Source organism: Leifsonia sp. McL0618 (assembly GCF_049994905.1).
Classification (GTDB): Bacteria; Actinomycetota; Actinomycetes; order Actinomycetales; family Microbacteriaceae; genus Diaminobutyricibacter.
Map to the genome: position 1 here is coordinate 3,337,522 of NZ_CP188258.1, position 23,579 is coordinate 3,361,100.

22 protein-coding genes and 1 pseudogene are annotated in these 23,579 nt (G+C 67.7%); 9 read left to right on the plus strand and 14 right to left on the minus strand.

From position 1 onward, the window contains the following. The first annotated feature begins 5 nt into the window (after positions 1-5). Genes ACPPVQ_RS16180 through nagA (ACPPVQ_RS16190) form a run of 3 tightly spaced genes read left to right on the plus strand, consistent with a single transcriptional unit; the run spans position 6 to position 2,865 of the window. Positions 6-875, plus strand: coding sequence for a class II fructose-bisphosphate aldolase (locus ACPPVQ_RS16180; protein ID WP_426516162.1), 870 nt, complete (start codon positions 6-8; stop codon positions 873-875). Beyond that, positions 872-1,657, plus strand: a complete 786-nt coding sequence (locus tag ACPPVQ_RS16185; protein WP_426516163.1) for a DeoR/GlpR family DNA-binding transcription regulator — start codon at positions 872-874, stop codon at positions 1,655-1,657. Before ACPPVQ_RS16180 ends, ACPPVQ_RS16185 begins: the two co-directional genes overlap by 4 nt. Then, positions 1,657-2,865, plus strand: a complete 1,209-nt coding sequence (gene nagA, locus ACPPVQ_RS16190; protein ID WP_426516164.1) for an N-acetylglucosamine-6-phosphate deacetylase — start codon at positions 1,657-1,659, stop codon at positions 2,863-2,865. The genes ACPPVQ_RS16185 and nagA (ACPPVQ_RS16190) overlap by 1 nt, the downstream gene beginning before the upstream one ends. A gap of 68 nt (positions 2,866-2,933) precedes the next feature. On the opposite strand, the pseudogene ACPPVQ_RS16195 reads toward nagA (ACPPVQ_RS16190), so the two are convergent. The 5 genes and pseudogenes from ACPPVQ_RS16195 to ACPPVQ_RS16215 form a co-directional block, all read right to left on the minus strand. Further along, positions 2,934-4,004, minus strand: a pseudogene (locus ACPPVQ_RS16195) (MFS transporter); the annotation flags it as partial. 130 nt (positions 4,005-4,134) lie between these two features. Beyond that, positions 4,135-5,070, minus strand: coding sequence for a PfkB family carbohydrate kinase (locus ACPPVQ_RS16200; RefSeq protein ID WP_426516165.1), 936 nt, complete (start codon positions 5,068-5,070; stop codon positions 4,135-4,137). Between the two features lie 2 nt (positions 5,071-5,072). Beyond that, positions 5,073-6,074, minus strand: coding sequence for an ADP-ribosylglycohydrolase family protein (locus ACPPVQ_RS16205; protein WP_426516166.1), 1,002 nt, complete (start codon positions 6,072-6,074; stop codon positions 5,073-5,075). Beyond that, positions 6,071-6,649 carry a cysteine hydrolase family protein gene (locus tag ACPPVQ_RS16210; protein WP_426516167.1) on the minus strand — a complete coding sequence of 193 codons (579 nt, stop codon included), beginning with the start codon at positions 6,647-6,649 and terminating at the stop codon, positions 6,071-6,073. Before ACPPVQ_RS16210 ends, ACPPVQ_RS16205 begins: the two co-directional genes overlap by 4 nt. Beyond that, positions 6,646-8,190, minus strand: coding sequence for a purine-cytosine permease family protein (locus tag ACPPVQ_RS16215; protein ID WP_426516168.1), 1,545 nt, complete (start codon positions 8,188-8,190; stop codon positions 6,646-6,648). The genes ACPPVQ_RS16210 and ACPPVQ_RS16215 overlap by 4 nt, the downstream gene beginning before the upstream one ends. 116 nt (positions 8,191-8,306) lie before the next feature. Here ACPPVQ_RS16215 and purU point away from each other — a divergent pair, with 116 nt between their 5' ends. The 3 genes from purU to nagA (ACPPVQ_RS16230) all read left to right on the plus strand — a co-directional run bounded on the left by purU (position 8,307) and on the right by nagA (ACPPVQ_RS16230) (position 10,763). Then, on the plus strand, positions 8,307-9,185 hold the full coding sequence (gene purU, locus ACPPVQ_RS16220; protein WP_426516169.1) for a formyltetrahydrofolate deformylase: 879 nt from the start codon (positions 8,307-8,309) through the stop codon (positions 9,183-9,185). 67 nt (positions 9,186-9,252) lie between these two features. Further along, on the plus strand, positions 9,253-9,606 hold the full coding sequence (locus tag ACPPVQ_RS16225) for a YrdB family protein (protein ID WP_426516170.1): 354 nt from the start codon (positions 9,253-9,255) through the stop codon (positions 9,604-9,606). Continuing rightward, on the plus strand, positions 9,603-10,763 hold the full coding sequence (gene nagA / locus ACPPVQ_RS16230; protein WP_426516171.1) for an N-acetylglucosamine-6-phosphate deacetylase: 1,161 nt from the start codon (positions 9,603-9,605) through the stop codon (positions 10,761-10,763). Before ACPPVQ_RS16225 ends, nagA (ACPPVQ_RS16230) begins: the two co-directional genes overlap by 4 nt. Before the next feature lie 103 nt (positions 10,764-10,866). Here nagA (ACPPVQ_RS16230) and ACPPVQ_RS16235 read toward each other — a convergent pair whose 3' ends face one another. The 8 genes from ACPPVQ_RS16235 to ACPPVQ_RS16270 form a co-directional block, all read right to left on the minus strand. Continuing rightward, complete coding sequence (locus tag ACPPVQ_RS16235) at positions 10,867-11,652, minus strand: glucosamine-6-phosphate deaminase (protein WP_426516172.1); 786 nt, start codon at positions 11,650-11,652, stop codon at positions 10,867-10,869. After that, positions 11,653-12,549, minus strand: coding sequence for an ROK family protein (locus tag ACPPVQ_RS16240; protein WP_426516173.1), 897 nt, complete (start codon positions 12,547-12,549; stop codon positions 11,653-11,655). Next, positions 12,546-14,102, minus strand: coding sequence for a beta-N-acetylhexosaminidase (nagZ, locus tag ACPPVQ_RS16245; RefSeq protein ID WP_426516174.1), 1,557 nt, complete (start codon positions 14,100-14,102; stop codon positions 12,546-12,548). The genes ACPPVQ_RS16240 and nagZ overlap by 4 nt, the downstream gene beginning before the upstream one ends. After that, positions 14,099-15,022: a carbohydrate ABC transporter permease gene (locus ACPPVQ_RS16250; protein WP_426516175.1), complete on the minus strand. Its 924-nt coding sequence runs from the start codon at positions 15,020-15,022 to the stop codon at positions 14,099-14,101. Before ACPPVQ_RS16250 ends, nagZ begins: the two co-directional genes overlap by 4 nt. Next, positions 15,019-15,963 carry a carbohydrate ABC transporter permease gene (locus ACPPVQ_RS16255; protein WP_426516176.1) on the minus strand — a complete coding sequence of 315 codons (945 nt, stop codon included), beginning with the start codon at positions 15,961-15,963 and terminating at the stop codon, positions 15,019-15,021. The genes ACPPVQ_RS16250 and ACPPVQ_RS16255 overlap by 4 nt, the downstream gene beginning before the upstream one ends. Positions 15,964-16,059: 96 nt before the next feature. Continuing rightward, on the minus strand, positions 16,060-17,400 hold the full coding sequence (locus ACPPVQ_RS16260; RefSeq protein WP_426516177.1) for an extracellular solute-binding protein: 1,341 nt from the start codon (positions 17,398-17,400) through the stop codon (positions 16,060-16,062). A gap of 96 nt (positions 17,401-17,496) precedes the next feature. Further along, the gene (locus ACPPVQ_RS16265) at positions 17,497-18,690 is read right to left on the minus strand and encodes an ROK family transcriptional regulator (RefSeq protein WP_426516178.1); all 1,194 of its coding nucleotides are present in this window, start codon (positions 18,688-18,690) and stop codon (positions 17,497-17,499) included. 275 nt (positions 18,691-18,965) lie between these two features. Further along, the gene (locus tag ACPPVQ_RS16270) at positions 18,966-20,180 is read right to left on the minus strand and encodes an NADP-dependent isocitrate dehydrogenase (protein WP_426516179.1); all 1,215 of its coding nucleotides are present in this window, start codon (positions 20,178-20,180) and stop codon (positions 18,966-18,968) included. A gap of 180 nt (positions 20,181-20,360) precedes the next feature. Here ACPPVQ_RS16270 and ACPPVQ_RS16275 point away from each other — a divergent pair, with 180 nt between their 5' ends. From ACPPVQ_RS16275 to ACPPVQ_RS16285, 3 genes are all read left to right on the plus strand, one after another. Continuing rightward, positions 20,361-20,813: a GNAT family N-acetyltransferase gene (locus ACPPVQ_RS16275; RefSeq protein WP_426516180.1), complete on the plus strand. Its 453-nt coding sequence runs from the start codon at positions 20,361-20,363 to the stop codon at positions 20,811-20,813. A 23-nt stretch (positions 20,814-20,836) separates the two neighbouring features. After that, positions 20,837-21,148 carry an MGMT family protein gene (locus ACPPVQ_RS16280; protein WP_426516181.1) on the plus strand — a complete coding sequence of 104 codons (312 nt, stop codon included), beginning with the start codon at positions 20,837-20,839 and terminating at the stop codon, positions 21,146-21,148. Positions 21,149-21,253: 105 nt separating this feature from the next. Continuing rightward, positions 21,254-21,679: a hypothetical protein gene (locus ACPPVQ_RS16285; RefSeq protein WP_426516182.1), complete on the plus strand. Its 426-nt coding sequence runs from the start codon at positions 21,254-21,256 to the stop codon at positions 21,677-21,679. 104 nt (positions 21,680-21,783) lie between these two features. Here the strand turns inward: ACPPVQ_RS16285 and ACPPVQ_RS16290 are convergent, their stop codons facing one another. Continuing rightward, a complete protein-coding gene (locus ACPPVQ_RS16290; RefSeq protein ID WP_426516183.1) occupies positions 21,784-23,574 on the minus strand; it encodes a histidine kinase in 1,791 nt (596 codons plus the stop codon). Positions 23,575-23,579 lie beyond the last annotated feature (5 nt).

The following is a 23,579-nucleotide window of genomic DNA, read 5'->3' on the forward strand; positions in this document are numbered from 1 at the left end:
GTCCCATGCCTCTCGTTCCGACCAAGGAGCTCGTGCTCGCCGCTGCCGCCCGGCACACGGGCATCGGCGCGTTCAACGTGATCCACCTCGAGACGGCCGAAGCCCTGGTGAGCGCGGCTGAGCAGGCTGGCGCACCGGTCATCCTCCAGATCTCGCAGAACTGCGTGCTCTGGCACGGCGGCCTCGACCCGATCGCGCGTGCCGCGCTGACCGCCGCCGAGGCCTCGTCGGCGCATGTCGCGGTGCACCTCGACCATGCCGAAGACGAGAACCTGGCGCGCCGGGCGATCGACCTGGGCTTCGGTTCCGTCATGTTCGACGGCTCGGCCCTCGACTACGAAGCGAATGTCGAAGCGACCGTGCGCGTCGTCGAATACGCGCACGTCAACGACGCCTTCGTCGAGGCGGAACTCGGGACCATCGGCGGCAAGGACGGTGCGCACGCGCCGGGAACGCGCACCGACCCGCGCGAGGCGCACCGTTTCGTCGACGAGACCGGGGTCGACGCTCTCGCCGTCGCGGTCGGCTCGTCGCACGCGATGACCGAGCGCACCGCCGCGATCGATCTCGACCTCGTCTCGCGCATCCACGCCGCCGTGCATGTTCCCCTCGTGTTGCACGGCTCGTCCGGCGTTCCGGATGAGACGATCATCATGGCGATCCGCGCCGGCATGACCAAGATCAACGTCTCCACCCACCTCAACGGGTTCTTCACCACTGCGGTACGCGCTTACCTGGCCGCACATCCCGAGGTGGTCGACTCGCGCAGGTACGTCGGCGCTGGGCGGGAGGCCCTGGCAGCCGAGGCGGCGCGCCTCATCACCGTGTTCTCTTCCGGTCCACGAACCGGTTTCCCCGAGGGAGTCACCGCATGAACAGAGCCGAGCGGCTGAACGCCGTGCTCGATCTCCTGGCAGAGACCGGCCAGGTCGAGGTGGACGACATCATCACGAAGCTCGATGTCTCCGCTGCCACCGCCCGGCGCGACCTGGACACCCTGGCCAGCCAGCAGCTCCTCACGCGTACGCGCGGGGGCGCGATCGGCCAGTCCGTCGCCTACGACCTCCCCATCCGGTACAAGAGGGAACAGCACGCACCGGAGAAGCTGCGGATCGCGCAGGCAGCGAGCGCCCTCGTGCCACGCGGCGCGGTGGTCGGACTGTGCGGGGGCACCACGAGCACTGCTGTCGCGAGCGTGCTCGCTTCTCGTGCCGACCTCATGGAGCCGTCGCCGCACCCGAACCTGACCGTCGTCACCAACGCGATCAACATCGCTGCACAGCTCGTCATGCGACCGCAGATCAAGACCGTCGTCACCGGCGGGGTCGTGCACGCACGCTCCTACGAGCTCGTCGGGCCGTACAGCGATGTGGTGCTCGAGAAGATCACGATGGACATCGCCTTCATCGGTGTGAACGGCATCGACCCGATCGTCGGTGCGACGGTGCACGACGAGGGTGAGGCGAGTGTGAACTCGCTGATGGCCCGGCGGGCGACCCGCGCCGTGATCGTCGCCGATTCGAGCAAGATCGGGCGCACGGCGTTCGCGACCCTGAGCGGTCCACGGGTGCTGAACACGCTCATCACCGACAGCGGGATCACGGCCGAACAGCTCGCGGCGTTCGCGGAGCGCGGCATCGAAGTCATCGTCGCCTGATGAGCGGCACCCCGACACTGATCCATTCGGCGCGGCTCGTCACAGACGGAGCCGTCGTCGATGACGGCTGGGTGCTGTTCGACGGCCCGACGATCGCAGCAACCGGAAACGGCGACGGCTGGCGTGCGGCCGAAGCCGACACCGGCGCGAGAACCGTGGTCGATGCCGGCGGCGCGTGGCTGACCCCCGGCTTCGTGGACATCCACAACCACGGTGGGGGTGGAGTCTCATTCGACGACGGTGCCGACGCGATCCACACGGCGATGGCGATGCACGGCGAGCACGGCACCACCCGCTTCGTGCTGTCGCTGGTCACCGCACCCGTCGACACGCTCGAGCGCGGGCTTGCAACCGTTGCCGCGCTCGCACGCTCGAACCCGCAGGTTCTCGGCAGCCACCTCGAGGGACCGTTCCTGTACCACGGCCATAAGGGAGCACACGACCCGTCCCTGCTGGTGCACGCCGACCCGGCTTCCGTCGAGCGGCTCATCGCTGCCTCCGACGGCACGCTGCGGCAGATCACCCTCGCCCCGGAGCTCGACGGCGGCATGGATGCGGTCCGCCGGTTCACCCACGCCGGCGTAGCGGTCGCCGTCGGGCACACCGGAGCGGACTACGCGCAGGCGCTGGCCGCGTTCGACGCCGGGGCGAGCATCCTGACGCATGCCTTCAACGGCATGGACGGCATCCATCACCGTGCGCCGGGTCCTGTCGCGGCAGCCACCCGCACGCCGGGCGTCACGATCGAGATCATCAACGACGGCATCCATGTGCACCGCGAGGTCGTGCGGCTCGCGTTCGCCGGTGCGCCCGGGCGGGTCGCACTCGTGTCGGATGCGATGGCTGCTGCCGGCTTCGGTGACGGCGACTACGTGCTCGGCTCTCTGGCCGTCGCCGTGCGCGACGGCGTCGCGCGACTCGTCGAGGGCGACTCGATCGCCGGTTCGACCCTCACTCTCGACGACGCGCTGCGGCGTGCCGTCGTCGATGTCGGCATCCCGGTGGGCGAGGCCGTGCGTGCACTGACCGAGACGCCCGCGCGTGCGGTCGGCCGGGCAGGCGACCTCGGCCGCCTCGCCCCCGGTTACGCTGCAGACGCAGTGCTGCTCGACGACTCCTTCGGGGTGCTCGCCGTGTGGTCGGAGGGACGCGTCATACGCCCGACGACCAGCACGAGCACGAGCGACACGACCAGGATGCCGATGTAGACGAGCGGAAGCTCCGTCACCCCGCCCAGGGCGAAGATCCACGCCCCGACGAGCGCACCGCCGCCGATCCCGATGTTGAACGCTGTGGTGTAGAGGGCGCTCGCGGTGTCGCGGAATCCTGCCGACGACGTGTGGAGCAGCCGCGTCTGCAGGAGCGGGGGCAGGGTTCCGAACGCCAGTCCCCAGAGCACGAAGGCTCCGATCGCGACGATCGGCTGCCCGGCGAAGACCGACAGCACAGCGACCGCCACTGCGGTCACGACGATCGCCATGACGAGTCCGGCCTGCGGGCGGGGGCCGAGAACCGACCCTGCGAGCACCAGCCCGGCCGCACCCGCGACCCCGTAGGCGAAGAGCAGGCCACCGACGTTCCCGGCCGGAACCCCCATCACGTCGGTCATGAACGGTACGACGAAGGTGTAGAAGCTGTAGTGGCCGATCATGGTTACGGCCGCGATCGCGCACACCATCACGACCGCCGGGATCGTGCGGTCACGCGGCTTCTTCTCCGCGCCGCGCACCCGCTTGTGCGTGGTGTCCGCGTCGCGCTCGACCGCCGGCAGGAACTTCCAGACCAGAAGGGCGCCTGCGACCATCATGGCTGCGAGGATGCCGAACGAGAGCCGCCAGCCGAACGCGTGCCCCGCGATGGTTCCCAGCGGCACGCCGAAGACGAACGCGAGGGTTCCGCCGCCGAGGGTGATCGAGACGGCCCGGCCGATCTGGTCCTTCGGAACGAGGTGCCCGGCGTAGGCGCCGACGACTGCCCAGAACATCCCGTGTGCGACGCCGCCGAGCACGCGAGAACCGACGACGAACGCGTAGGTGGGCGCGATCGCGGTGAGTGCGTTGCTGATGGCGAGAAGCAGCAGGATCCCCACGATCATGCCGTGGCGCGGCAGCCGGCGGGTCAGGGCGGCGAGAGGAGTGCTGGTCAGTACGACCGTGAACGCGAAGACCGTGACGAGGAGCCCGATCTGCGCCTCGGTCACGCCGAGCGATGCACTCATGTCGGGAAGCAGGCCGGTGGGCAGCATCTCGCTCGTCACGGAGAGGAAGACGGCCCCGGCGAGCACGAAAAGGCCTACCCACGGGAAGGCTGGGGAGGTTCTGGAGGGTGATTGTTCGGTGTCAGACATGACGGTACTGGCTCACGAATGGCGTTCCCCGCATGGTGCAGCGCTGCCTGACGCAGATCGCCGATGCGGGTCGACTGCGCGCCGATGTGCGCGCCCAGGGCCGGGCGAGAACCGCCGACCGTCACCCAGTTTAGCCGATGGCCGCAAGGAACTCGTCGAGTTCGCCCGCGGTGGGCGCCGTGGCCGGGCCTCTGCGGCTCACCGCGAGTGCTGCTGCAGCGTTTGCCCGGCGTGCCGCGTCGGCGCCCGACGCACCCGTGGAGAGCGCGGCGAGGAACGCGCCGATGTGCGCATCACCCGCTCCGTTGGTGTCGACGGCGGTCACCGCGAAGCCGGGGATCTCCTCGACTCCCCCGGCGCGCGTCACGAGCAGGCAGCCTCGCTCTCCGAGCCGCACGACGATGCCGCCGGGCCCGTGCGACGCGGTTGCTGCGAGCATCCGGCCGGCTTCGACAGCATCCGCCGCCCCGGTCTCGGCCCGTGCTTCCGCTTCGTTGCCGCTCCACCAGTCGGCGCGCCGCCGCACCACCGCGAGAACGTCGGGGTCGATCCGCCCGCCGAGCGGACCGGGATCGAACAGCACGACGCACTCCGGCGGAAGTGCGCCCAGCCACCTCGTGATGGATGCCCGGTTCGGCTCCCGCAGCAGTCCATAGCCGGAGACGTGCACGGCATCCGATGACCGCACGTCGAGTGCGCCGAGCATCCCGGTCGTCAGTCGCGCCTCGGCTCCGACGGCGGTGACGAACGTGCGTTCGCCGTCCTGGTCGGTGAGTGCGACATCCCACCCGGTGTCCTCGCCGTCGACGGGCGGCAGCAGCACGTCGATGCCTTCGGCGGCGAGGGATGCGCGCACCAGTCCGCCGAACGGTCCGGGTCCGTGCGCCCCGCCGTATGCGCTCGCGAGGCCCTGCCGTCGTGCCGCGGCCAGCACGTTGAAGCTTCCGCCCGCCGCGAGGCCGGTGTCCGACGCGACCACGTCGCCTCCGGGGGCGGGCAGCGCCGGAACTGTCGCGAGGATGTCGACGACGACATTGCCGACGCTGATCAGACGCGTGAACAGCACGGTCACCTCAGCTCGAGCAGGGCCTCAGCCAGCTCCGCGAGTTCGGATGGGCCGAAACCGTTCACCTCGAGAACCGTCTCACGGGCGTGGCGGGGAAACCCGTCGACACCGCGTACGGCACCCCCGACCGCCCCGGCGATCGCCCCGATCGTGTCTGAATCGCCACCCAGCGACGCCGCCGCCAGGCACGCCGGCCACGGGTCACCGTCGTGCAGTGCAAGCAGGCCGAACGCCGCTGGCACGGACTCCTGTGTCGCGAGCGAGGTGCCGATCAGCTCGTAGATGTCGCGCTCCCCGCGGGCGATGTCGTCGGTCGAGCCCAGCTCGACGGCGAGGCCGATCCGCCGAGCGATGTCGCCCGCGGCGACCCAGTGGCCGCGGGTCGCGCCCTCGCGTGCCGCGTCGACGGCGACACCCGCCGCCTGCCTGAACGTGGCCCCGTCGATCCCGGCGCTGACCGCCGCGGCGACGGCTGCGGCCCCCGCGATCGCGACACTGGTGTTGTGGGTGACCGCACTGGCGGCCACCACCGCGTCGACCAGCTTCGGGATGCTGTCGAAGTCGTTCGCGATGCCGACGGGTGTGATGCGCATGGCAGCACCGTTCGTCGTTCCGAAACGCCCGGACTCGGTCACCGGCGTGCCTGCCACGACAGCCTCGACCGCGGCCTTCGTCGACGGGCCGAGCAGGTCATGCGACCCCCGCGCCCGCATCGAGTCCTCCCATTCGACCAGTTCGGCCGCGAAATGCCGGGCGTCGACCGCGCCGTGCCGCGCGATCAGATGCCGCGCCAGCAGGAGGGCCAGCTCGGTGTCGTCCGTGACGGAGCCCGCACGCAGCCCATGGGCGAGCGGATGCGCCGGGTCGGGCGCCTCGAACGTCGTGATGGCGCCCCAGCGCTGGGCGACCGCCTGCCTCGACACCTGTTGCGTCGGCATCCCGAGCGCATCGCCGATGGCCAGCCCGATCAGGGCGCCCTCGGCCCGGTCCTGCACTGAGGTCACGCGGAAGTCCCGTCCAGGGAGGCTACGACCGCACCGATGTCCGTGATCTCGATCAGCGGGGCGTACAGGGCCATCGCATCCAGAGCGCGCTGATGGTCGGCGTCGGAGAGCCCGGCGCAGGCGTCGGCCGCGACGCGAACGTGCACACCCGCATCCGCTGCGGCGAGCGCCGTCGACAAGACGCAGCAGTCGGTCGACACGCCGACGAGAACGATCTCCCGGCTCCCCCCGATCGCCCGGTCGAGATCGGCGCCCCACTTGCCGAAGGTCGTCGCCGAGACGACCGGGTTGCCGGCGATGCTCGAGGAAGGCACGAGGTCGTAGAGGGGGTCGTCAGGTGCGACGAGCGCGAACGGCCAGAGGTCGTAGTAGGGAACCCAGGCATCCTCCGGGGTCTCAGGAGCGACGAAACGGGTGTGTACGACGCGCGGCCCGAAGGCGGGCGCAAGACGCTCGATCCCGGCTGCGGCGTCCGCGAAACGCGGCGTGAACCAGCCGCTCCCCGGCTCGCCGAAGATGCGCTGCATGTCGATGACGACCAGCCAGGGCTCCGGCCGGTCTTGCGCCTCGCTCATGCGCCATCGACCGTCGTCGGCCTGGCGGCGGCCGCGGCTGCGTCGACCGAGCCGGGATCGGTGTTCGTCGGAAGCTCCTCCTGGCGACGGATCGCACGGCGCCCGAAGATCACGACACCCAGGTAGCCAACCAGCAGCGCGACGAGCACGCCGAGGTTCGCGAACGCCCAGTCGCCCTCCTTGCCGCCCAGCCCGAAAGGCCCGAGCAGGTAGCCCTGCCAGCCCAGCCAGCCCGCGTAGGTGTTGGTGACGAGCCCCCAGCCGAGAACCGTTCCGATGACGACCAGCGAGATGGACAGCCACCGCACGCTGCCGTACCTGCCCCGGCTGTCATAGAGCTCTTTCTCCGCATAGTCGCGCCTGCGCAGGCTGATGTCGGCGATGAATGCGCCACACCAGGCGGCGATCGGCACGCCGAGGGTGATGAGGAACCCCTGGAACGGGCCGATGAAGTCGGTCGCGACGAACACGACGTAGATCGCGCCCAGTGTCATCAGGATGCCGTCGATTCCCGCCGCCACGAACCGGGGCACCCGGACTCCAGCGCTCAGGAGCGCGAGCCCGGACGAGTAGATGTCGAGCACTGCGCCGCCGACGAGGCCCAGTACAGCGACGATGACGAACGGAACCAGGAACCAGATCGGGAGGATGGAGGCGAGTGCGCCGATCGGGTCCATTCCGATCGCCGTGCTGAGCTTGGGCGACGACCCGGCGAGGAGGATTCCGAAGAGGAGGAGGATGACCGGCGCGAGCGACGATCCGAACGTCGTCCAGCCGACGACGCCCGAGCTCTTCGCGGTGCGCGGGAGGTAGCGCGAATAGTCGGCCGCCGCGTTCACCCAGCCCAGGCCGAACCCGGTGAGCATGAACACGAACCCGCCGATGACGTGGGGCGTCGTGCCGGCGGGGAGAGCAGCGACCGCGCCGAAGTCGATGTGGCCGAGAACCAGGATGATGTACACGACGGTCAGCACGCCCGTCACGATCGTGATCACCATCTGCATGCGCATGATCAGGTTGAACCCGATCACTCCGCCCGCGATGATCAGCGCCGCCACCACGATGAGCGCGACCACCTTGGTCGCGGTACCGCCCTCCCAGCCCAGTTCGGTGAACACCGTCGCCGTCGCCAGCACGGCGAGCGCCGTGAGCACCGTCTCCCACCCCACAGTGAGCAGCCACGAGAGGATGGACGGCAGGCGGTTGCCGTTCACGCCGAACACCGCGCGGCTGAGCACCATCGTCGGCGCCGAGCCCCGCTTGCCTGCGATGGCGATGAACCCGCAGAGCAGGAACGAGATCACGATCCCGGCGATGCCGACGATCGTCGCCTGCCAGAACGAGATGCCGAAGCCGAGCAGGAACGATCCGTAGCTCAGGCCGAACACCGAGACGTTCGCCGCGAACCACGGCCAGAACAGGTCGCGGGGACGACCTTTGCGCTCGCTTTCGTGGATGGTGTTGAGCCCGTTGAGCTCGACCCCGAAACTCTGGGCCGCACCGCCGACGATGTCGGGGTGGTCCTCATCCAGTGCGGTCATGATCGCATCACCTCTCCCGCTGTGCCGGGACAGCCATGAGTCCCGATGAACGCGATCATATTGCTGTCACCGCCCGGGATCGAGGGTGCGGCCGTCAAAGCCGGTACCCTGAGCGGGTGAGTTCTCCTGCTGCGACCTCCCCTGCGCTGCCCAACCACTGGGTGCTGACGCTCATCTGCGCCGACCGCCCCGGCATCGTCCACGCGATCAGCGGGGCCATCGTCTCCGCCCGGGGCAACATCACCGAGAGCCAGCAGTTCGCGAGCCTCGACACCGGGCGGTTCTTCATGCGGCTCCAGGTGGAGTCCGATGCGACGCGCGCCGAATTCGAGCGCGCGCTCGACCCCGTCATCGACAGCTACGGGATGGCCGCCCGCCTCGACAACGTCGGTCGCCCTCTGCGCACCCTGGTCCTCGTCTCGACGGCAGCCCACTGCCTCAACGACCTGCTCTTCCGCCAGCGCGCAGGCCAGCTCCCGGTCGAGATCCCCCTCGTGCTGTCGAACCACGGAACCCTGCGCGACCTGGCCGGGTTCTACGGCGTCCCCTTCGAGTCCCTCCCGGTCACGGATGCTGCGAGCAAAGACGCGTTCGAGGCGCGCGTGCTCGAGGCGGTCGACGAGCACGACATCGAATTGGTCGTGCTCGCGCGGTACATGCAGATCATCTCGCCGGGCCTGTGCGAGAAGCTCGCGGGCCGGGCCATCAACATCCACCATTCGTTCCTGCCGGGGTTCAAAGGGGCCAACCCGTATCGCCAGGCGCATGCGCGGGGAGTCAAGCTCATCGGAGCGACGGCGCATTTCGTCACGAGCGACCTTGACGAGGGCCCGATCATCGAACAGAACGTGGTTCGGGTCGACCACTCGCGCAGTGTCGCTGAGCTGGTGGCGATCGGCCAGGACGAGGAGAGCCGCACCCTCACACAGGCGGTCAAATGGTTCGCCGAGGCGCGGGTGCTTCTCGACGGTGCGCGCACCATCATCTTCCGCTGACCGGTCGCCGGCCGGTCGCGGCCGGTTCGCTGGCCAGGCGAATACATGCTCGCCGTAGAATTGGCGCGTGACTGACGTGCGCCCTGAAGTGAAGATCGGCCCCAACGACATCCTGAGGTTCCTCCTCGAACTGTTTGCGGTCTTCTCCCTGGGATTCTGGGGCTTCGTCGCATGGCCTTTCCCGTGGAACATCGTGGTCGGCATTCTGGCCCCGGCCATCGCGATCGTGCTGTGGGCGCTGTTCCGCTCGCCGAAGGCCGTGATCGCCATCGACCCGTTCGGCCGCGCCGTCGTCGAGATCGTCGTGATGGCGAGCGCCGCCCTGGCGTGGTGGAGCCTCGGCCAGCCGATCGTCGCCGGCGTGTTCGCCGTAGTGGCGACCGTGAGCGGCATCATCAACGGCCATAAGGAGTTCACATGAGTCCGCTCGGCGCCCGGCCGCAGCTGATCCACAGCGCGCGCAAACTCGACACCGACGGACTCGTCGACGATTTCTGGATGCTCACCGACGGCGACACGATCGCCCGGACCGGCACGGGCACCGGCTGGCGTGCGCATGCCGAAGGCGCCGACGTCGCCGATGCGGGCGGCCACTGGCTCACCCCCGGCTTCATCGACCTGCACTGCCACGGCGGTGGCGGGCATCCCTTCGACGACGGCCCTGAAGAGATGCTCGAGGCGCTCGCGACGCATCGGGCGCACGGTACGACCCGGTCGCTGGTCAGCCATGTCGCCAACCCCCTGGCCCAGCTGCGCGAGAGCCTGTCGGTCGTCGCCGACCTCACCGAGGTCGACCCGCTGATTCTCGGGTCCCACCTCGAGGGGCCCTTCCTCGCCGTCGAACGTCGCGGCGCCCACGATGCCGCGTTCCTGCGCGAACCGGGACCCGAGATGCTCGAAGAGCTCGTCGGGGCGGCCCGTGGCACCCTTCGGCAGTTCACGATCGCACCGGAACTCCCCAACGCGCTCGAGTCGATCGGTGTGCTCCTTGAAGCCGGCGTCGTGGTCGCTGTGGGTCACACCGGCGCCGACTACGAGCAGGCCAAGCGCGCGTTCGATGTGGGGGCGCGCATCCTGACGCATGCTTTCAATGCCATGAACGGCATCCACCACCGCAACCCCGGCCCGATCATCGCCGCCTTCGAAGATGAGAGCATCACCCTCGAACTGATCCTCGACGGGCTCCACGTGCATCCGCGGGTCGCCGACCTGGTCTTCACCGCCGCGCCGGGGCGGGTCGCACTCATCACCGACGCCATGGCGGCCGCGGGCGCTGTCGACGGCAACTACCGTCTCGGCTCACTCAACGTGACCGTCACCCACGGGCTCGCGGTGCTGTCGGGCACCTCGACCATCGCGGGTTCCACACTCACCCTCGATGTCGCGCTGCGCAACGCCGTCACCATGGTCGGGCTCGATCCGCGGGTCGCCGTCGAAGCGCTCACGCACACGCCCGCGCGCGCTCTGGGGATCGACCACCGATTCGGCCGCCTGCACACCGGATACGCCGCCGATGCCGTGCTCCTCGACCACGAGTGGACCACACGGCGCGTCTGGGCCGACGGCCGCGCCCTCTAGCGCTCCGCGCTCGCGCGCTTGCTGTCCGTCGAGCACACGAAAAAGCACCCCAAGATCGCGATTTGAGGTGCTTTTCCCTGTGCTCGGCACCCGGGAGGGCGAGCTAGATGCCCTGCCAGGAGGGCTTGTTCAGCCAGGCGTAGCGGTAGTAGTCGAGGTTGCGCAGATTGGCGGCCGCGGCGCCGTCGACCAGCACGGTGGCGTGCGGGTGCAGCTGGATGGCCGAACCCGGGTTGCTCGCAGACACCGGGCCTTCGACGGCGCCGGCCACCGCATCCGCCTTGCCCGCGCCGAAGGCGAGCAGGATCAGGTGCCGCGCCCGGAGGATCGTCCCGAGCCCCTGCGTGATGCAGTGCACGGGCACATCGGACTCCGAAGCGAAGAAGCGCGCGTTGTCGCGCCGGGTCTGTTCGGTGAGCGTCTTCACCCGCGTGAGCGACGCGAACGACGACCCCGGCTCGTTGAACCCGAGATGCCCGTCGGTGCCGATCCCCAGGATCTGCACGTCGACACCGCCCGCCGCGACGATCGCGCGCTCGTAGTCGGCGCCTGCGTGCTCGATCCCCTCGAGCGACCCGTTCGGCACGTGGATGCGCTGCGGGTCGAGGCCGAGCGGCTCGACCACTTCGCGCGTGATGACCGAGCGGTAGCTTTCAGGATGCCCGGCAGGCAGCCCGACGTATTCATCGAGTGCGAACCCGCGCACCCGGGACACGTCGACGCCGTCCGATGCCACCGTCGCTGCGAGCGCGCGGTAGAGCGGGAGCGGAGTCGAGCCGGTCGCGAGGCCGAGAACGGCGTCAGGAGTCGACCGGATGAGCTGCACGATGCTGCGCGCAGCGAGTTCGCCTGCCGCATCCTGATCTTCGACGACGACGACTTCAGCCACTCACACCACTCCAACCAGGGCCGCGCCGACGGCAGCAGCCGGGAAACCTTCCGGGACCAGGCGAACCCGCTCGGGGAGTTCGAGCGACGCCAGGAACGGCGACGACACGCTCCACGACGCGAGAACGTCGTGCACCTCTGAGAGCAGCCGATCGCCGAGGTGGCTGAGCCCGCCCCCGATGACGACCGACTCGACATCGGAGGTGAGAACCAGCACACGCACCGCGGATGCGATGCCCGCAGCAAGCCTAGCCTTGATGGCTTCCGCAGCGGGGTCGCCTTCCGCGGCCGCGGTGAACAGTGCACGAACGGGGAGCGGATCATCGGTGCGCCACTGGCGCGCGACACCCGAACCCGACGCGACCGTCTCGAGGCAGCCGCGCTGCCCGCAGGCGCACAATGCTCCGTTCGGGTCGATGGGGATGTGCCCGATCTCGCCGGCGATCCCGCGCGCACCGCGCCACAGCTCGCCGTCGACGACGATGCCCGCGGCGAGGCCGGTGCCCAGGTTCAGGTAGGCCATCGACCCGCTGAGCCCCATCAGGTGATAGGCACCGAGAGCAGCAGCCTTGACGTCGTTCTCGACACGGACCCCGACCCCGAGACGCCCCGCGAGCTCCCCGCCGAGTTCCAGGCCGTCGAACCCGAGGTTCACGGCATGCCGCACCCGGCCGGACGAACTGTCGACCAGACCGGGGATGCCGATGCCGATCGAATCGAACCCGCCGGCGCTCAGGCCGGTCAGCTCGGCAATGCGCGCGACCGCATTCACCGCGGTCTCGACGACGGCGGACGACCCGAACCCGGTGGCGAGCCGGATGCGCTGGGTCAGCAGGCCGCCGTCATCGATGGCGACCGCATCCGTCTTCGTCCCACCGATGTCGATCCCGAGTCTCACGACCCTGATCCGGACAGGTAGGCCATCAGCGCCCGCCCGACCAGGCGGGATGCACCGAAGGTCGCGATGTCGGCGTAGCGACGGTTGTCGGAGGGCCAGCCCATGTCGACGACGATCACCGCGTCGCGTTCGGCTCGCAGCCGGTCGATCGCCTCGCGCGCGAAGGCGTGGCGGTGGTTGTCCTTGCCGATCACGAGCACCGGCGACTGGGCTGCGAGCACGAGGTCGGGGTCGTCGCCTTCGGTGAACACGACGAGCGGGTTCGCTGCGAACGCCCTGGCAACCGGCGCTTCCGGATCGGTGATGATTTCCGCGAACGGCCCCCATGGCGCGACGCCCACCGCGATATTCGCGATGGTGTCGATGCGCACCACCGAGTACGGCCCGGAGTGGTCCCGCACCCACTGACGGGCTTCGTCCGACACGTCGAATGCGGCGATCACGCGGGCGACTTCCAGCTGGGGTTCGTCTTCGGCCGTCACATAGTCGGGAATCGCGACCTCCGCACGGTCGGCCGCCAGCTGCGCTGCCAGGTCGAGCACACGTCCGGATGCTTCGCTCACCCGGGCAGGATCGAGCCGGCGTGCGCCGATCGCGTCGAGGATGCGCGCTTCGATCTCCGCGAGTTGCTCATCCGTGTTCTCGGTTCCGATGCACAGCAGGTCGCAGCCTGCGGCGAGGGCGAGGACTGCGGCTTCGGGAATCCCGACATCGCCACTGGCGCCCTTCATGTCGAGTGCGTCGCTCACGATCACCCCGTCGAACCCGAGTTCCTCGCGCAGCAGTCCCTGGAGCACCCGCGCGCTCAGCGTTGCGGGGTTCTCGGGGTCGATCTGCGGCAGCAGGATGTGCGAGGTCATGATCGTGCGTGCCCCGGCCCCGATGACCGCCGTGAACGGTTTCAGCTCGCGCTCGCGCAACTCGTCGAGGGTCAGGTCGACCACCGGCAGCGCCAGGTGCGAGTCCTGTGCCGTGTCGCCGTGCCCAGGAAAATGCTTGGCGCTGACCGCGATGCCTGCCGACTGCAGGCCGCGTGTCCACGCAGCGCTGTGCTCGGCGACGACCTCGGGGGTCGACCCGAAGCTGCGCACCCCGATGACCGGGTTGTCCGCGTTGGAGTTGATGTCGACATCCGGTGCGAAGTTCAGGTTGCAGCCGGCGAGGCGCAACTCCCAGCCAACGAGGCGGCCGACGAATTCGGTGTACGACAGGTCGGCCAGCCGGCCGAGCACGGCATTGCCCGGGTAGGGTGACCCCGTGTCGTAGTACAGGCGGGTGACGTCGCCGCCCTCCTCGTCGATCGCGACGATCGCGTTCGGGTTGGCCTCGTAGATGGAGCCGGTCAGCGCACGCAGCTGGGCCCGGGAGACGATGTTCGGCCCGAAGATGCACACCCCGCCCAGGCCGTCCCGGAGGCGTTCCGCCAGCCACTCGGGCAACGTCGTCCCGACGAATCCCGGCAGGAGCGTCGCCGCGACCTGGCGGCGCACACGGTCTTCTCCTTCGGGTGAGTCTGGGGTCTGGATGAGTTCGGCGACGGATGGACCGGTCACCCCTTCACCGCCCCGCTGACGAGTCCGCTGGTCATGCGGCCCTGCACGAACAGGAAGAAGATGATGACCGGCACAGCGACGAGAGTCGACGCAGCCATGACCTGGCCCCAGTCGATCGCATGGCTGGAGCTCTGTTGGATGAACCCGCGCAACCAGAGCGGGAGGGTCTGACTGGCGTTGTCGGGCAGGATCACGAGCGCCACCGTGAACTCGTTCCAGGCCTGGAGGAAGGCGTAGACCCCCGAGGCGACCAGTCCCGGCGCGAGCAGCGGGAACGTGATCCGCAGGAACGCCTGCGTACGGCTCAGTCCGTCGACCATCGCCGCCTCTTCGAGGTCGGCCGGGATGCCCGCGACGAATCCGCGCAGCATCCAGATCGTGAACGGCACGACGGCCGCGATGTAGAGGATGCTCACACCGACGATGGTGTTCAGGAGGTTCAGGCTGCTCATCATCTTGTACTGGGCGATGAAGAGACCTTCGGCCGGGAGCATCTGGATGAGGAGCACGGCGAGCACGAACGACGTGCGCCCGCGGAATTTGAACCGGCTGATCGCGAGCGCCGCAAGGAAAGCGAAGATCAGGCAGAACACGACTGTGAGCAGCGCGATCGCCAGGCTCATGCCGAGCGCCGGGACGAACGTACCGCCCGAGAACACGGCGGTGAAGTTGTCGAGGCTGCCGCCGAACGGGAGGAACTGGGGTGTCGTGTTCTGCAGCACGACGTTGGACAGGAGTGACGAGTTCACCATCCAGTAGACCGGGAACAGCCAGATCAGCGAGATCACGACACCGAGGATGCCGAGCAGTACGCGCGACGGCTTGAACCTGCGCGAGCCGCTGCGCACTTTGCGCGCGATGCTGTGCTGGCTACCAGCTTCCAGGGTCTCGGGCTTCGCCTCGACCGTCGCTGATGTCATGACTGGTCCTCCTTGAGCATGTTGCGCACGTAGAACCAGCTGAGAGCGATGGTGAGTGCGAGCACGAAGACCGAGACGGCGCTCGCCATCGCGAAGTCACTCGAACCGACGCCGAGCTGGTAGATGTACGTTCCGAGCAGGTTGGTCTCGCTGGCGATCGAGCCCTTGTCCTGCAGAAGTTTGATCTGGGTGAACACCCGGAGGTCCCAGATGATCTGGAGAAGCATCACGATGCCGAGCACCGGCCGGATCATGGGGAGGATGATGTAGCGCACTCGCTGGAACCCGCGTGCGCCGTCCATCTGGGCGGCCTCGAGCACCTCGCCGGACACCTGCGTCAGTCCGGCGAAGACAGAGAATGCGACGAACGGCACGCTCATCCACACGATGATGACCATCGCGACGAAGAAGAAGGAGAGCGGGTCCTGGAGCCAGTTGTGGTTCGTGAAGTCGAACCCGGCGGCAGTCAGGAGCCAGTTGATGACTCCGCGACGCCAGTCGAACAGCCAGTTCCAGACCGTCATCGCTGCGACCACGGGCATCGCCCAGGCGAGCAGGAGACTGATCTGGATGATGATGCGCACGACCTTGTTGACTGCGTTCATCAGGAGGGCGAGGAGCACACCGATCACGACGGTGACGGATGCGGTGACGAGGCAGAAGGCGATCGAGCGGGCGACCACGGTCCACGTGTACGGGTCCGAGAACAGTGTGATGTAGTTCTTGAACCAGACGAAGGGGGCGGGCTGGCCGAACTGCTGGGCAAGGCCGAAGCTTTGAGTCGAGGTGACGAGCTGCCACACGAGCGGGTAGCCGAGGGCCAGCACGAGGATCGCGACGGAGGGGATGAGCAGCCAGTATGCGGTGAGGCTGCGCTTGCGGCGCGGCGGCCTCGCCTGGGGCCGTACGACCTTGTCGGCCACGGTGTTCTGCGTTGTCACGTCTGTCCTCCTTCCGGGGTGTTTCTGGTGGAGCAGGGTTGGGGAGCGCGGCATGCCCGCGCTCCCCAACCTACTGAGGGGCTTGATGCGGAACGACTACTTCTTGTTCAGCATCGGGGTGATCTTCGCGTCGTACTCCTGGGCCAGGGCCTTCAGGTCGGACGCGTCGCGGATCTTCGAGAAGAACTCCTCCATCACGTTCGAGGCCTCGACCGCTGCCCAGCCGGGAGCGGCGGGGGTCAGCTTGGAGTTCGACGATGATGCGATGAGGGCCTTGGCGAACTGGTCCGTGCCGAGCGAGTCGACGTACTTGCTGTTCGCCGGGCCGAGGCCGTTCTTGCCGAGCATCTCCTGGTAGGACTGGGAGAAGATGATCTTGAGAAGCGTCTTGGCGAGGCCGGGGTTCTTGCTCTTGGCCGAGATACCGATGTTGGACCCACCGGCGAAGACCGGAGCGGGCTTGCCGTCGTTGCCCGGGAGCACGAAGGTTCCGAAGGTGTTGTCGTTCCACGTGCGAACGGTCTTGCCGTCCTTCGTGGATGCGTCACCGATGGACCAGTGCGCCCAGCCCGGAGCCATGATGGTGGCAGCCGAGAGCGAGGTGGGCGTGGTGCTGTTGTCAGCGTTGGTGCTCACGTCGCTGTCGTTCAGGTAGACGTACTGGTTGCTGTCCTTGGCGTCGTTGGGAGCCTTGGATGCGTTCTTGTACAGGTCCTGCAGCTGCTGGAGACCCTTGAGCGACTTGTCCGACTCGAGCGTGGCGGTCCACTTGCCGCCCTTTTCGGTCGCGATGTCTCCACCGTTGGCGAAGATCCACGAGATGCCGTCGCGCCAGTCCTGGCCACCGAGGTAGAAGCCCGAGAAGTCCTTGATGGCCTTCGGGTTCTTCGACGCGATGGTGGCGACGTCCGTGTTGAACTCGTCGAGCGTGGTCGGCACGGTGACGCCCGCGGCGGACCAGATGTCCTTGCGGTAGAACATGTAACGCGAACCGAAGTAGTACGGCAACGTGTAATTCTTGCCGCCGACCTTGCCTGCGTCGACGAACGACTGCAGCAGGTCGGAGCCTCCCAGCTCCTTGTACATGTCGGAGATGTCGAGGAACGCACCGACGTTGGTGAACGTCGGGGACTGCGTGTTGCCCATCTCGGTGACGTCAGGAGTGTTGTTCGCGTCAGGCAGCGCCGTCGTCAGCTTGGTGACGATGTCGCTCCAGTCCTGCTGCTGGATATTGAGGGTGGCGCCGGTCTCCTTCTTGAACTCATCCTTCAGGTAGGTGCGAAGGGGGTCAGGGGTGTCCGCGCCGACGAGCCACAGGGTGACGGTCTTACCTTTTCCGTCCGTGCTCGGTGCGCCTCCGGGAGCGGCGGAGCATCCTGCGAGCACGAGAGCGGAAGCTGTTGCCACAGCGGCGAGGCCAACGAGCTTTCTCTTCATTGCTTTTCCTTTCTTGGGTGGTCGGTGTGTGCGTTTGCCACACCGGTGGTGCGAGGGGTCGGTCCTGGCTGTTTCTGTGTTCTGGGCGTTGCTGTGTTACGAGACCCCGAGTTGTCCTGAGAGGACGAGAACGGCCGCGCCGCGCAGGACGATGTCCTGCCCCTGCGTGGTCATCCGCAGCGTGAGATTGCCGTGGAATTCGGCCATCGTCCGGTTGCGGAGCGTTTCGATGGTCGCCTGGGCCAGCGGTCCATCAAGCAGTTCGGTCGGTCCGCTCAACACGATCTCAGAGAGATTGAGCGCACCGACAACGGGGGCGAGAGCGATTCCGAGGCGCTGCCCCGCCTCTCGCAGGATCGGTCCGGACGTGCCGCCTGCGGCTTCGGCTTCCTGGATGCGCTGCTCGAGCAGCGGCACGGCCAGCCAGTGCTCGAGCACCTGGTCGCGGTTGTAGGTGACTTCGAGCCCGAGGTCGGTGCCGACCATGACCTGGCCGATCTCACCGGCCGCGAAGCGACTTCCGTAGACGAGTGCCCCGGCGACGAGCAGCCCCGCACCGACACCGTGCCCGATCGTCACGAGCATCATGTCACCGGCCGCATCGCCGTACCCGTGCTCGGCGAGGACGGCCACGTTCGCGTCGTTGGCCACGACCACCGCAAGCCCGGTGCGAGCCTGGAGGATGTCCTGCAGGTGTTCGTCGACCCAGCCGAGGTTGGCCGCGGTCAGTACCGTCCCGGACAGGTCCACGACACCGGGCGACCCGACTCCGATGCCGAGGATGGGCGCGGTCGCCAGTCCGACGAGCTGTTCAGTGAGAGACACGACTTTCGCCGTCGCTTCCGCGCCTGTGCTGGAGGCCAGCGGGATCTCCGCGCGTTCGAGGATCTGTCCGTCGAGGTCGAGCACGGCGCCGCGGAAAGTCGTGTGCTCGCTGAGGTCGATGCCGATGATCTGGTACGCGGTGCGGTTGATGTCGAGCAGCACCGCCGGTTTTCCGGGGCGGGCGGATTCGCGCTGGCCGAGTTCGACGACGAGTCCTTCGGTCAGGAGTTCCGCAACGAGGTCGGATATCGTGACTCGCGTGAGCCCCGTCTCCCGGGCGATGTCGGCCCGGCTGCGCTCACCCGAGCGGTACAGGGTCTGCAGCACCAGGGAGCGGTTGTGGCTCCGTGCGTGCTCGGGAAGGACTTTCGCTTTCGGACGCAGCGCCCGGCCCGGCGCCATGCCGGTTGCCAGTTGCGCGTGTGAGGTTTCCAGTGTGGAAAACCCTCGCTCCGATGCGGTCATGTTTGTTAGTAAAGCTTACGAACAAAATATTCGCAAGCTGCGACGCGCGATTGTGCAGGTATTTACCAATCCGTAACAATCGGCCCGCGGCATACCGTTCGCGCCTGCGCCAGGCCAGCGGCTGAGCATCCGTCACATGGCAGTAGATGTCGCTCCGCCGCGACCCCGAACGACATCTACTGCCAAGTCGCCTCGGCGGAACACAGCCGGCCCACACAGACGAACGAGCGCACGGACCGTGTCCATGCGCTCGTTCGTGACTGCCGGCCCAGGGACTAGCCCAGGCGCGCCTGCAGGTTCTCCGCCAGCGACGCGAGGAACTCCTCGGTCGTCTGGTACGGCTGCTCGGGCCCGACGAGAAGCGCCAGGTCCTTCGTCATCTTGCCGGACTCGACCGTCTTGATCACGACATCTTCGAGGGTGTGCGTGAAGTCGATCAGCTCCTGGTTGCCGTCGAGCTGTCCACGGTGGGCGAGCCCACGGGTCCAGGCGTAGATCGACGCGATGGGGTTGGTCGAGGTCGGCTTGCCCGCCTGGTGCTGGCGGTAGTGACGCGTCACAGTGCCGTGAGCGGCCTCCGCCTCGACGACCTTGCCGTCGGGCGTGGTGAGCACGCTCGTCATCAGGCCGAGCGAACCGAAGCCCTGCGCGACCGTGTCCGACTGCACGTCGCCGTCGTAGTTCTTGCAGGCCCAGACGTAGCCGCCCTCCCACTTGAGGCTGGAGGCGACCATGTCATCGATCAGGCGGTGCTCGTAGGTGAGTCCCGCATCCGCGAACTTCGTCGCGTACTCAGCGTCGAAGACCTCCTGGAACAGGTCTTTGAAGCGACCGTCGTAGGCCTTCAGGATGGTGTTCTTGGTCGACAGATACACCGGGTAGTTGCGGTCGAGACCGTAGTTGAACGACGCCCGTGCGAAGTCGCGGATCGATGCGTCCTGGTTGTACATGGCGAGTGCGACGCCGGCGCCGGGCGCCTGGTAGACCTCGAACGACTTGGCCTCGCCGCCGTCGGACGGCTGGAAGCTGATCGAGAGGGTGCCGGGCCCGTCGAACGTGAAGTCGGTCGCGCGGTACTGGTCGCCGAATGCATGACGGCCGATGACGATCGGCTTGTTCCAGCCGGGAACGAGTCGCGGGATGTTCGAGATGATGATCGGCTCGCGGAACACGACACCGCCGAGGATGTTTCGGATGGTCCCGTTCGGGCTCTTCCACATCTTCTTGAGGCCGAACTCCTCGACGCGCGCCTCGTCTGGGGTGATCGTCGCGCACTTCACGCCGACGCCGTGCTTCTGGATGGCGTGGGCCGCGTCGATCGTGATCTGGTCGTCGGTCTCGTCACGCTTCTGGATCGACAGGTCGTAGTACTCGAGGTTCACGTCGAGATACGGGTGGATGAGCGAATCTTTGATGGACTGCCAGATGATGCGAGTCATCTCGTCGCCATCGAGTTCGACGACGGTGCCTTCAACCTTGATCTTTGCCAATGGGTCTCCTCAAGTCTGTGCCGTGTTTTGGCCACGAACAGCTTACCCGAGCAAACCAACTATCTTGACGTCGAGACAAATTCGCCGGCGGTTATGCGTTCGCCCTGAGCGAGGAATGCATCCGCTGTCAGCGGAATTGACGACTATGCCCGGATCGGCCGCGCACGTTACCCTTTCGATATGGCTGAGTTAAGACTTGAAGAGCTGAGTGCGTCGAACATCGTCGCGGCCAACGCCCTGAGCCTGAAGCCCGGGCAGGAGCAGTTCATCACGCCTGTCTCGTACTCGGCCGCGGCCGCCGTGAACGACCCGGCGACCACGTGGCAGCGGGTCGTGACCGACGGCGAGGAGGTCGTCGGATTCGTGATGGGCAGCTTCGACGTCAACGCCGAGCACGAGGAGTTCACTTCGATCCTCTGGCGCATCAACGTCGACGCCGACGACCAGGGTCGCGGAATCGGCACCTTCGCCGTGCAGGCCCTGGCCGATGAGGCGCGTGCCCGCGGCAAGTCGCGTCTCTTCGTGATCTGGGAGCAGGGCGAACTGGGCCCCGAGGCCTTCTTCGTGCGCAGCGGTTTCAACCCGATCGGCGAGACCCAGTACGGCGAGATCATCGGCGCGCTCGACCTCTGACCGGCCGCGAACGGCCACCGGCGGTGCAACCCGATCCCACGTTCGTCGAGCACGTGCTCTCGATCGTCGAGAGCATTCCGCCCGGTCGCGTGATGACCTACGGCGATGTCGCCGGCGCGCTCGGCTCCCGGGCGGCGCGTGTCGTCGGTCAGGTGATGGCCTACTACGGAGCCGACGTTCCGTGGTGGAGAGTGATCCGCGCAAGCGGGCATCCGCCGCTGGGACACGAGCACCTCGCACTCCAGCACTACCGGTCTGAGTCGACCCCGCTTCTCGGTGTCGACTCCGATGCGCCGTACCGGGTCGACCTTCGTGTCGCACGCTGGCGTCCCTGAGCGATGTCATCCCCTAGGTTGGGAGGATCAATACCGCAGGCTGATGTGTCCCACAGCGGCGGCAACGAGACTGGAGTACCGACCCTTTCGTTTTCAGGAGCCTCAGTGAAACCAGCCAGGATCGCGTTCGCATTCGTCGCGAGCACGCTGCTCGTCGCCACCCTCGGCGGATGCGCGGCCCTCCAGTCGCTTTCACCCAACGTGTCGTCCGAAATCTTCGCGACCAAGAGCGACTTCACGACCGCAGCGACCTCAGCGTTCGGCTCCCCCGCCTGGATTCCCGCCGATGCGACGACCATCCGCGTCGACTACGAGACCGACGGCAGTGGCGCGATCCTGACGTTCACGTCGAAGAAGCATTTCGCCGACGGCACCTGCACGGCGAGCGCTCCGGTGCCCAAGCCTCCTATCCAGGATTCGTGGTGGCCCGCCGACACGGTGCCGGCATCCGCCGTCTCCTGCCCGGGAGGCTGGCACGCCTTCGCGCTCGGCGACCAGGTCTACGCGGCCAAGGGCCAGTCCCCGTCGTGAATCGCCCCGGACCGATGACGCTCCGTCTCTGGATCGAGCGCGTCCTCGCCGCCATTTCCGACGCGGCGATGACCGTGCTGGACCTCGTCCGTTAGGCGCACGCCTCACGAATCGGAGGCCGGCACCGGCACCGGCGCATGCACCGGAATGGTCAGCTCGATGATCGTGCCGAGACCCGCGACACTCTGCATCCCGAAGCGACCGTCGACCGCCTCGACCCGGTCTCGCACACCGCCCAGGCCGCCTCCCGGAGTGACGACCGCACCGCCGTGTCCGTCATCCTTCACGACCACCGTGACCGCCCCATCCGACCGTGACACGTTCACGCTGCAGTTGCGTGCTTCGGCGTGCTTCGCTGCGTTGGTGAGGCATTCGGCGACGACGAAATAGATCGTCTCCTCGACCACGTCGGGCAGGCGGTCATCGAATGCGACCACGACTTCGACCGGAACGTGGCTGCGCAGGGCGAGCTCGGACAGCGCCGACCGCAGGTCGCCGTCGGTGAGCACCGTCGGGTGGATGCCCCGTGCGAGCTCGCGCAGTTCGCGCAGCGCCTCCGCCAGCTGCGACGACGACCGCTCGAGGTCCTGCATGACTTCGGCGTTGCCTGCCTCCTGCGCCTTCGTGGTGGCGATCCTCAGTCCGATCGCCAGCGAGACGAGAAGCTGCTGAGAGCCGTCGTGGAGGTCGCGCTCGAGTCGTCTGCGGGCGTTGTAGCCTTCTTCGACGATGCGGAGCCGGGAATCCCGAACCTCCTGCAGCGTGCGTTCGAGGCGGGCACGCAGGCGATCGTTGTCCACCGAGAGCAGCAGGGCTGACGACACGGCGTCGAGCAGCCGCGTGTCCTCGCTGAGCGCGACGTCGTGTTCGATGAGAGCGATCGGGTCGTCCTCCGATCCGATCGCCAGCGTCGACCGGCCGGGGCGAGCGACCGGCAGATCGTGCGGCATCGGCTTGCCGTCCGACGTCTCGTAGCCGCCGGTGACCTCATCCCACCAGTAGACGCGCAGCGAAGAGTCGCGCAGCGAATCGGCGAGACTCGTCTCCCACAGCCCGCGGTCGACTTTGTCGCGCGCGACGATGACGAGGTCCGCAACGCGTGAACGCAGACCACGGGTGTACATGACGCCCGCGACGAAACTGATCGGCACGAGGGCGATCGCGAACGGCGGGATGAACTCGAACGGCTCGGGCACCCGCGCGCCGAAGATGTAGCCGATCGCATCCTGCACCGAGGCGTACGCCCAGAGCAGCAGGGCGACCGGCATGATGAAGGCCACCCGGCGGGCGGGCAGAGTACTCCCGAACCAGCGGATGGCCAGGCGCACGGCCACGATCACGATCAGGGACACACCGAACACACGCCAAGCGGCGCCGAGCGCCCGGTCGACGTCGGCGTTCGGGAACACGGCGAAGAAGTTGGGTACGCAGCCGCAGTCGTTCGCGGCCGGCGCGTAGACCAGCAGGACGCCGACGAACCGGATCGTGAACAGGCCGAGCGCTGCGATCACGAGCCAGCGATCGAAGCGCGAGACCAGCCTGCCCGACGGGTACACGAGAGCGAGGATGCCGACCAGCACCGCCCACAGGTCTGTCACGCCGGATACGACCGGCCACACCCATCCGACAGAGCGGGCGATCGGGCCCCACGAGCCTGCCGACCAGAAGATCGACGCGCCGACCATCAGCCAGCCCGGGGAGGGCCGGGGAACGATACGCCAGGCGATGACCGCGCACACCGCGTACACGAGGCCGACGACGACGAAGGTCACGTCCCAGCCGACGCCGTTCTGCCGGTCGCCGTAGTCGTTGACGATCAGTCCGGCGAGCTGGCCGCCGACGTTGCTCGCGATGGCGATGGCGACCGCGATCCCCCGGACCCAGTGGCGCGCCATGAGTT

What these genes read in the sequence shown, in the direction of transcription:
- ACPPVQ_RS16260 (WP_426516177.1), bottom strand. Translation starts at nt 17,400, where the DNA reads ATGAAGAGAAAGCTCGTTGGCCTCGCCGCTGTGGCAACAGCTTCCGCT.
- ACPPVQ_RS16250 (WP_426516175.1), bottom strand. Translation starts at nt 15,022, where the DNA reads ATGACATCAGCGACGGTCGAGGCGAAGCCCGAGACCCTGGAAGCTGGT.
- nagA (WP_426516164.1), top strand. Translation starts at nt 1,657, where the DNA reads ATGAGCGGCACCCCGACACTGATCCATTCGGCGCGGCTCGTCACAGAC.
- ACPPVQ_RS16275 (WP_426516180.1), top strand. Translation starts at nt 20,361, where the DNA reads ATGGCTGAGTTAAGACTTGAAGAGCTGAGTGCGTCGAACATCGTCGCG.
- ACPPVQ_RS16265 (WP_426516178.1), bottom strand. Translation starts at nt 18,690, where the DNA reads ATGACCGCATCGGAGCGAGGGTTTTCCACACTGGAAACCTCACACGCG.
- ACPPVQ_RS16215 (WP_426516168.1), bottom strand. Translation starts at nt 8,190, where the DNA reads ATGACCGCACTGGATGAGGACCACCCCGACATCGTCGGCGGTGCGGCC.
- ACPPVQ_RS16180 (WP_426516162.1), top strand. Translation starts at nt 6, where the DNA reads ATGCCTCTCGTTCCGACCAAGGAGCTCGTGCTCGCCGCTGCCGCCCGG.
- ACPPVQ_RS16210 (WP_426516167.1), bottom strand. Translation starts at nt 6,649, where the DNA reads ATGAGCGAGGCGCAAGACCGGCCGGAGCCCTGGCTGGTCGTCATCGAC.
- ACPPVQ_RS16290 (WP_426516183.1), bottom strand. Translation starts at nt 23,574, where the DNA reads ATGGCGCGCCACTGGGTCCGGGGGATCGCGGTCGCCATCGCCATCGCG.
- ACPPVQ_RS16185 (WP_426516163.1), top strand. Translation starts at nt 872, where the DNA reads ATGAACAGAGCCGAGCGGCTGAACGCCGTGCTCGATCTCCTGGCAGAG.
- nagA (WP_426516171.1), top strand. Translation starts at nt 9,603, where the DNA reads ATGAGTCCGCTCGGCGCCCGGCCGCAGCTGATCCACAGCGCGCGCAAA.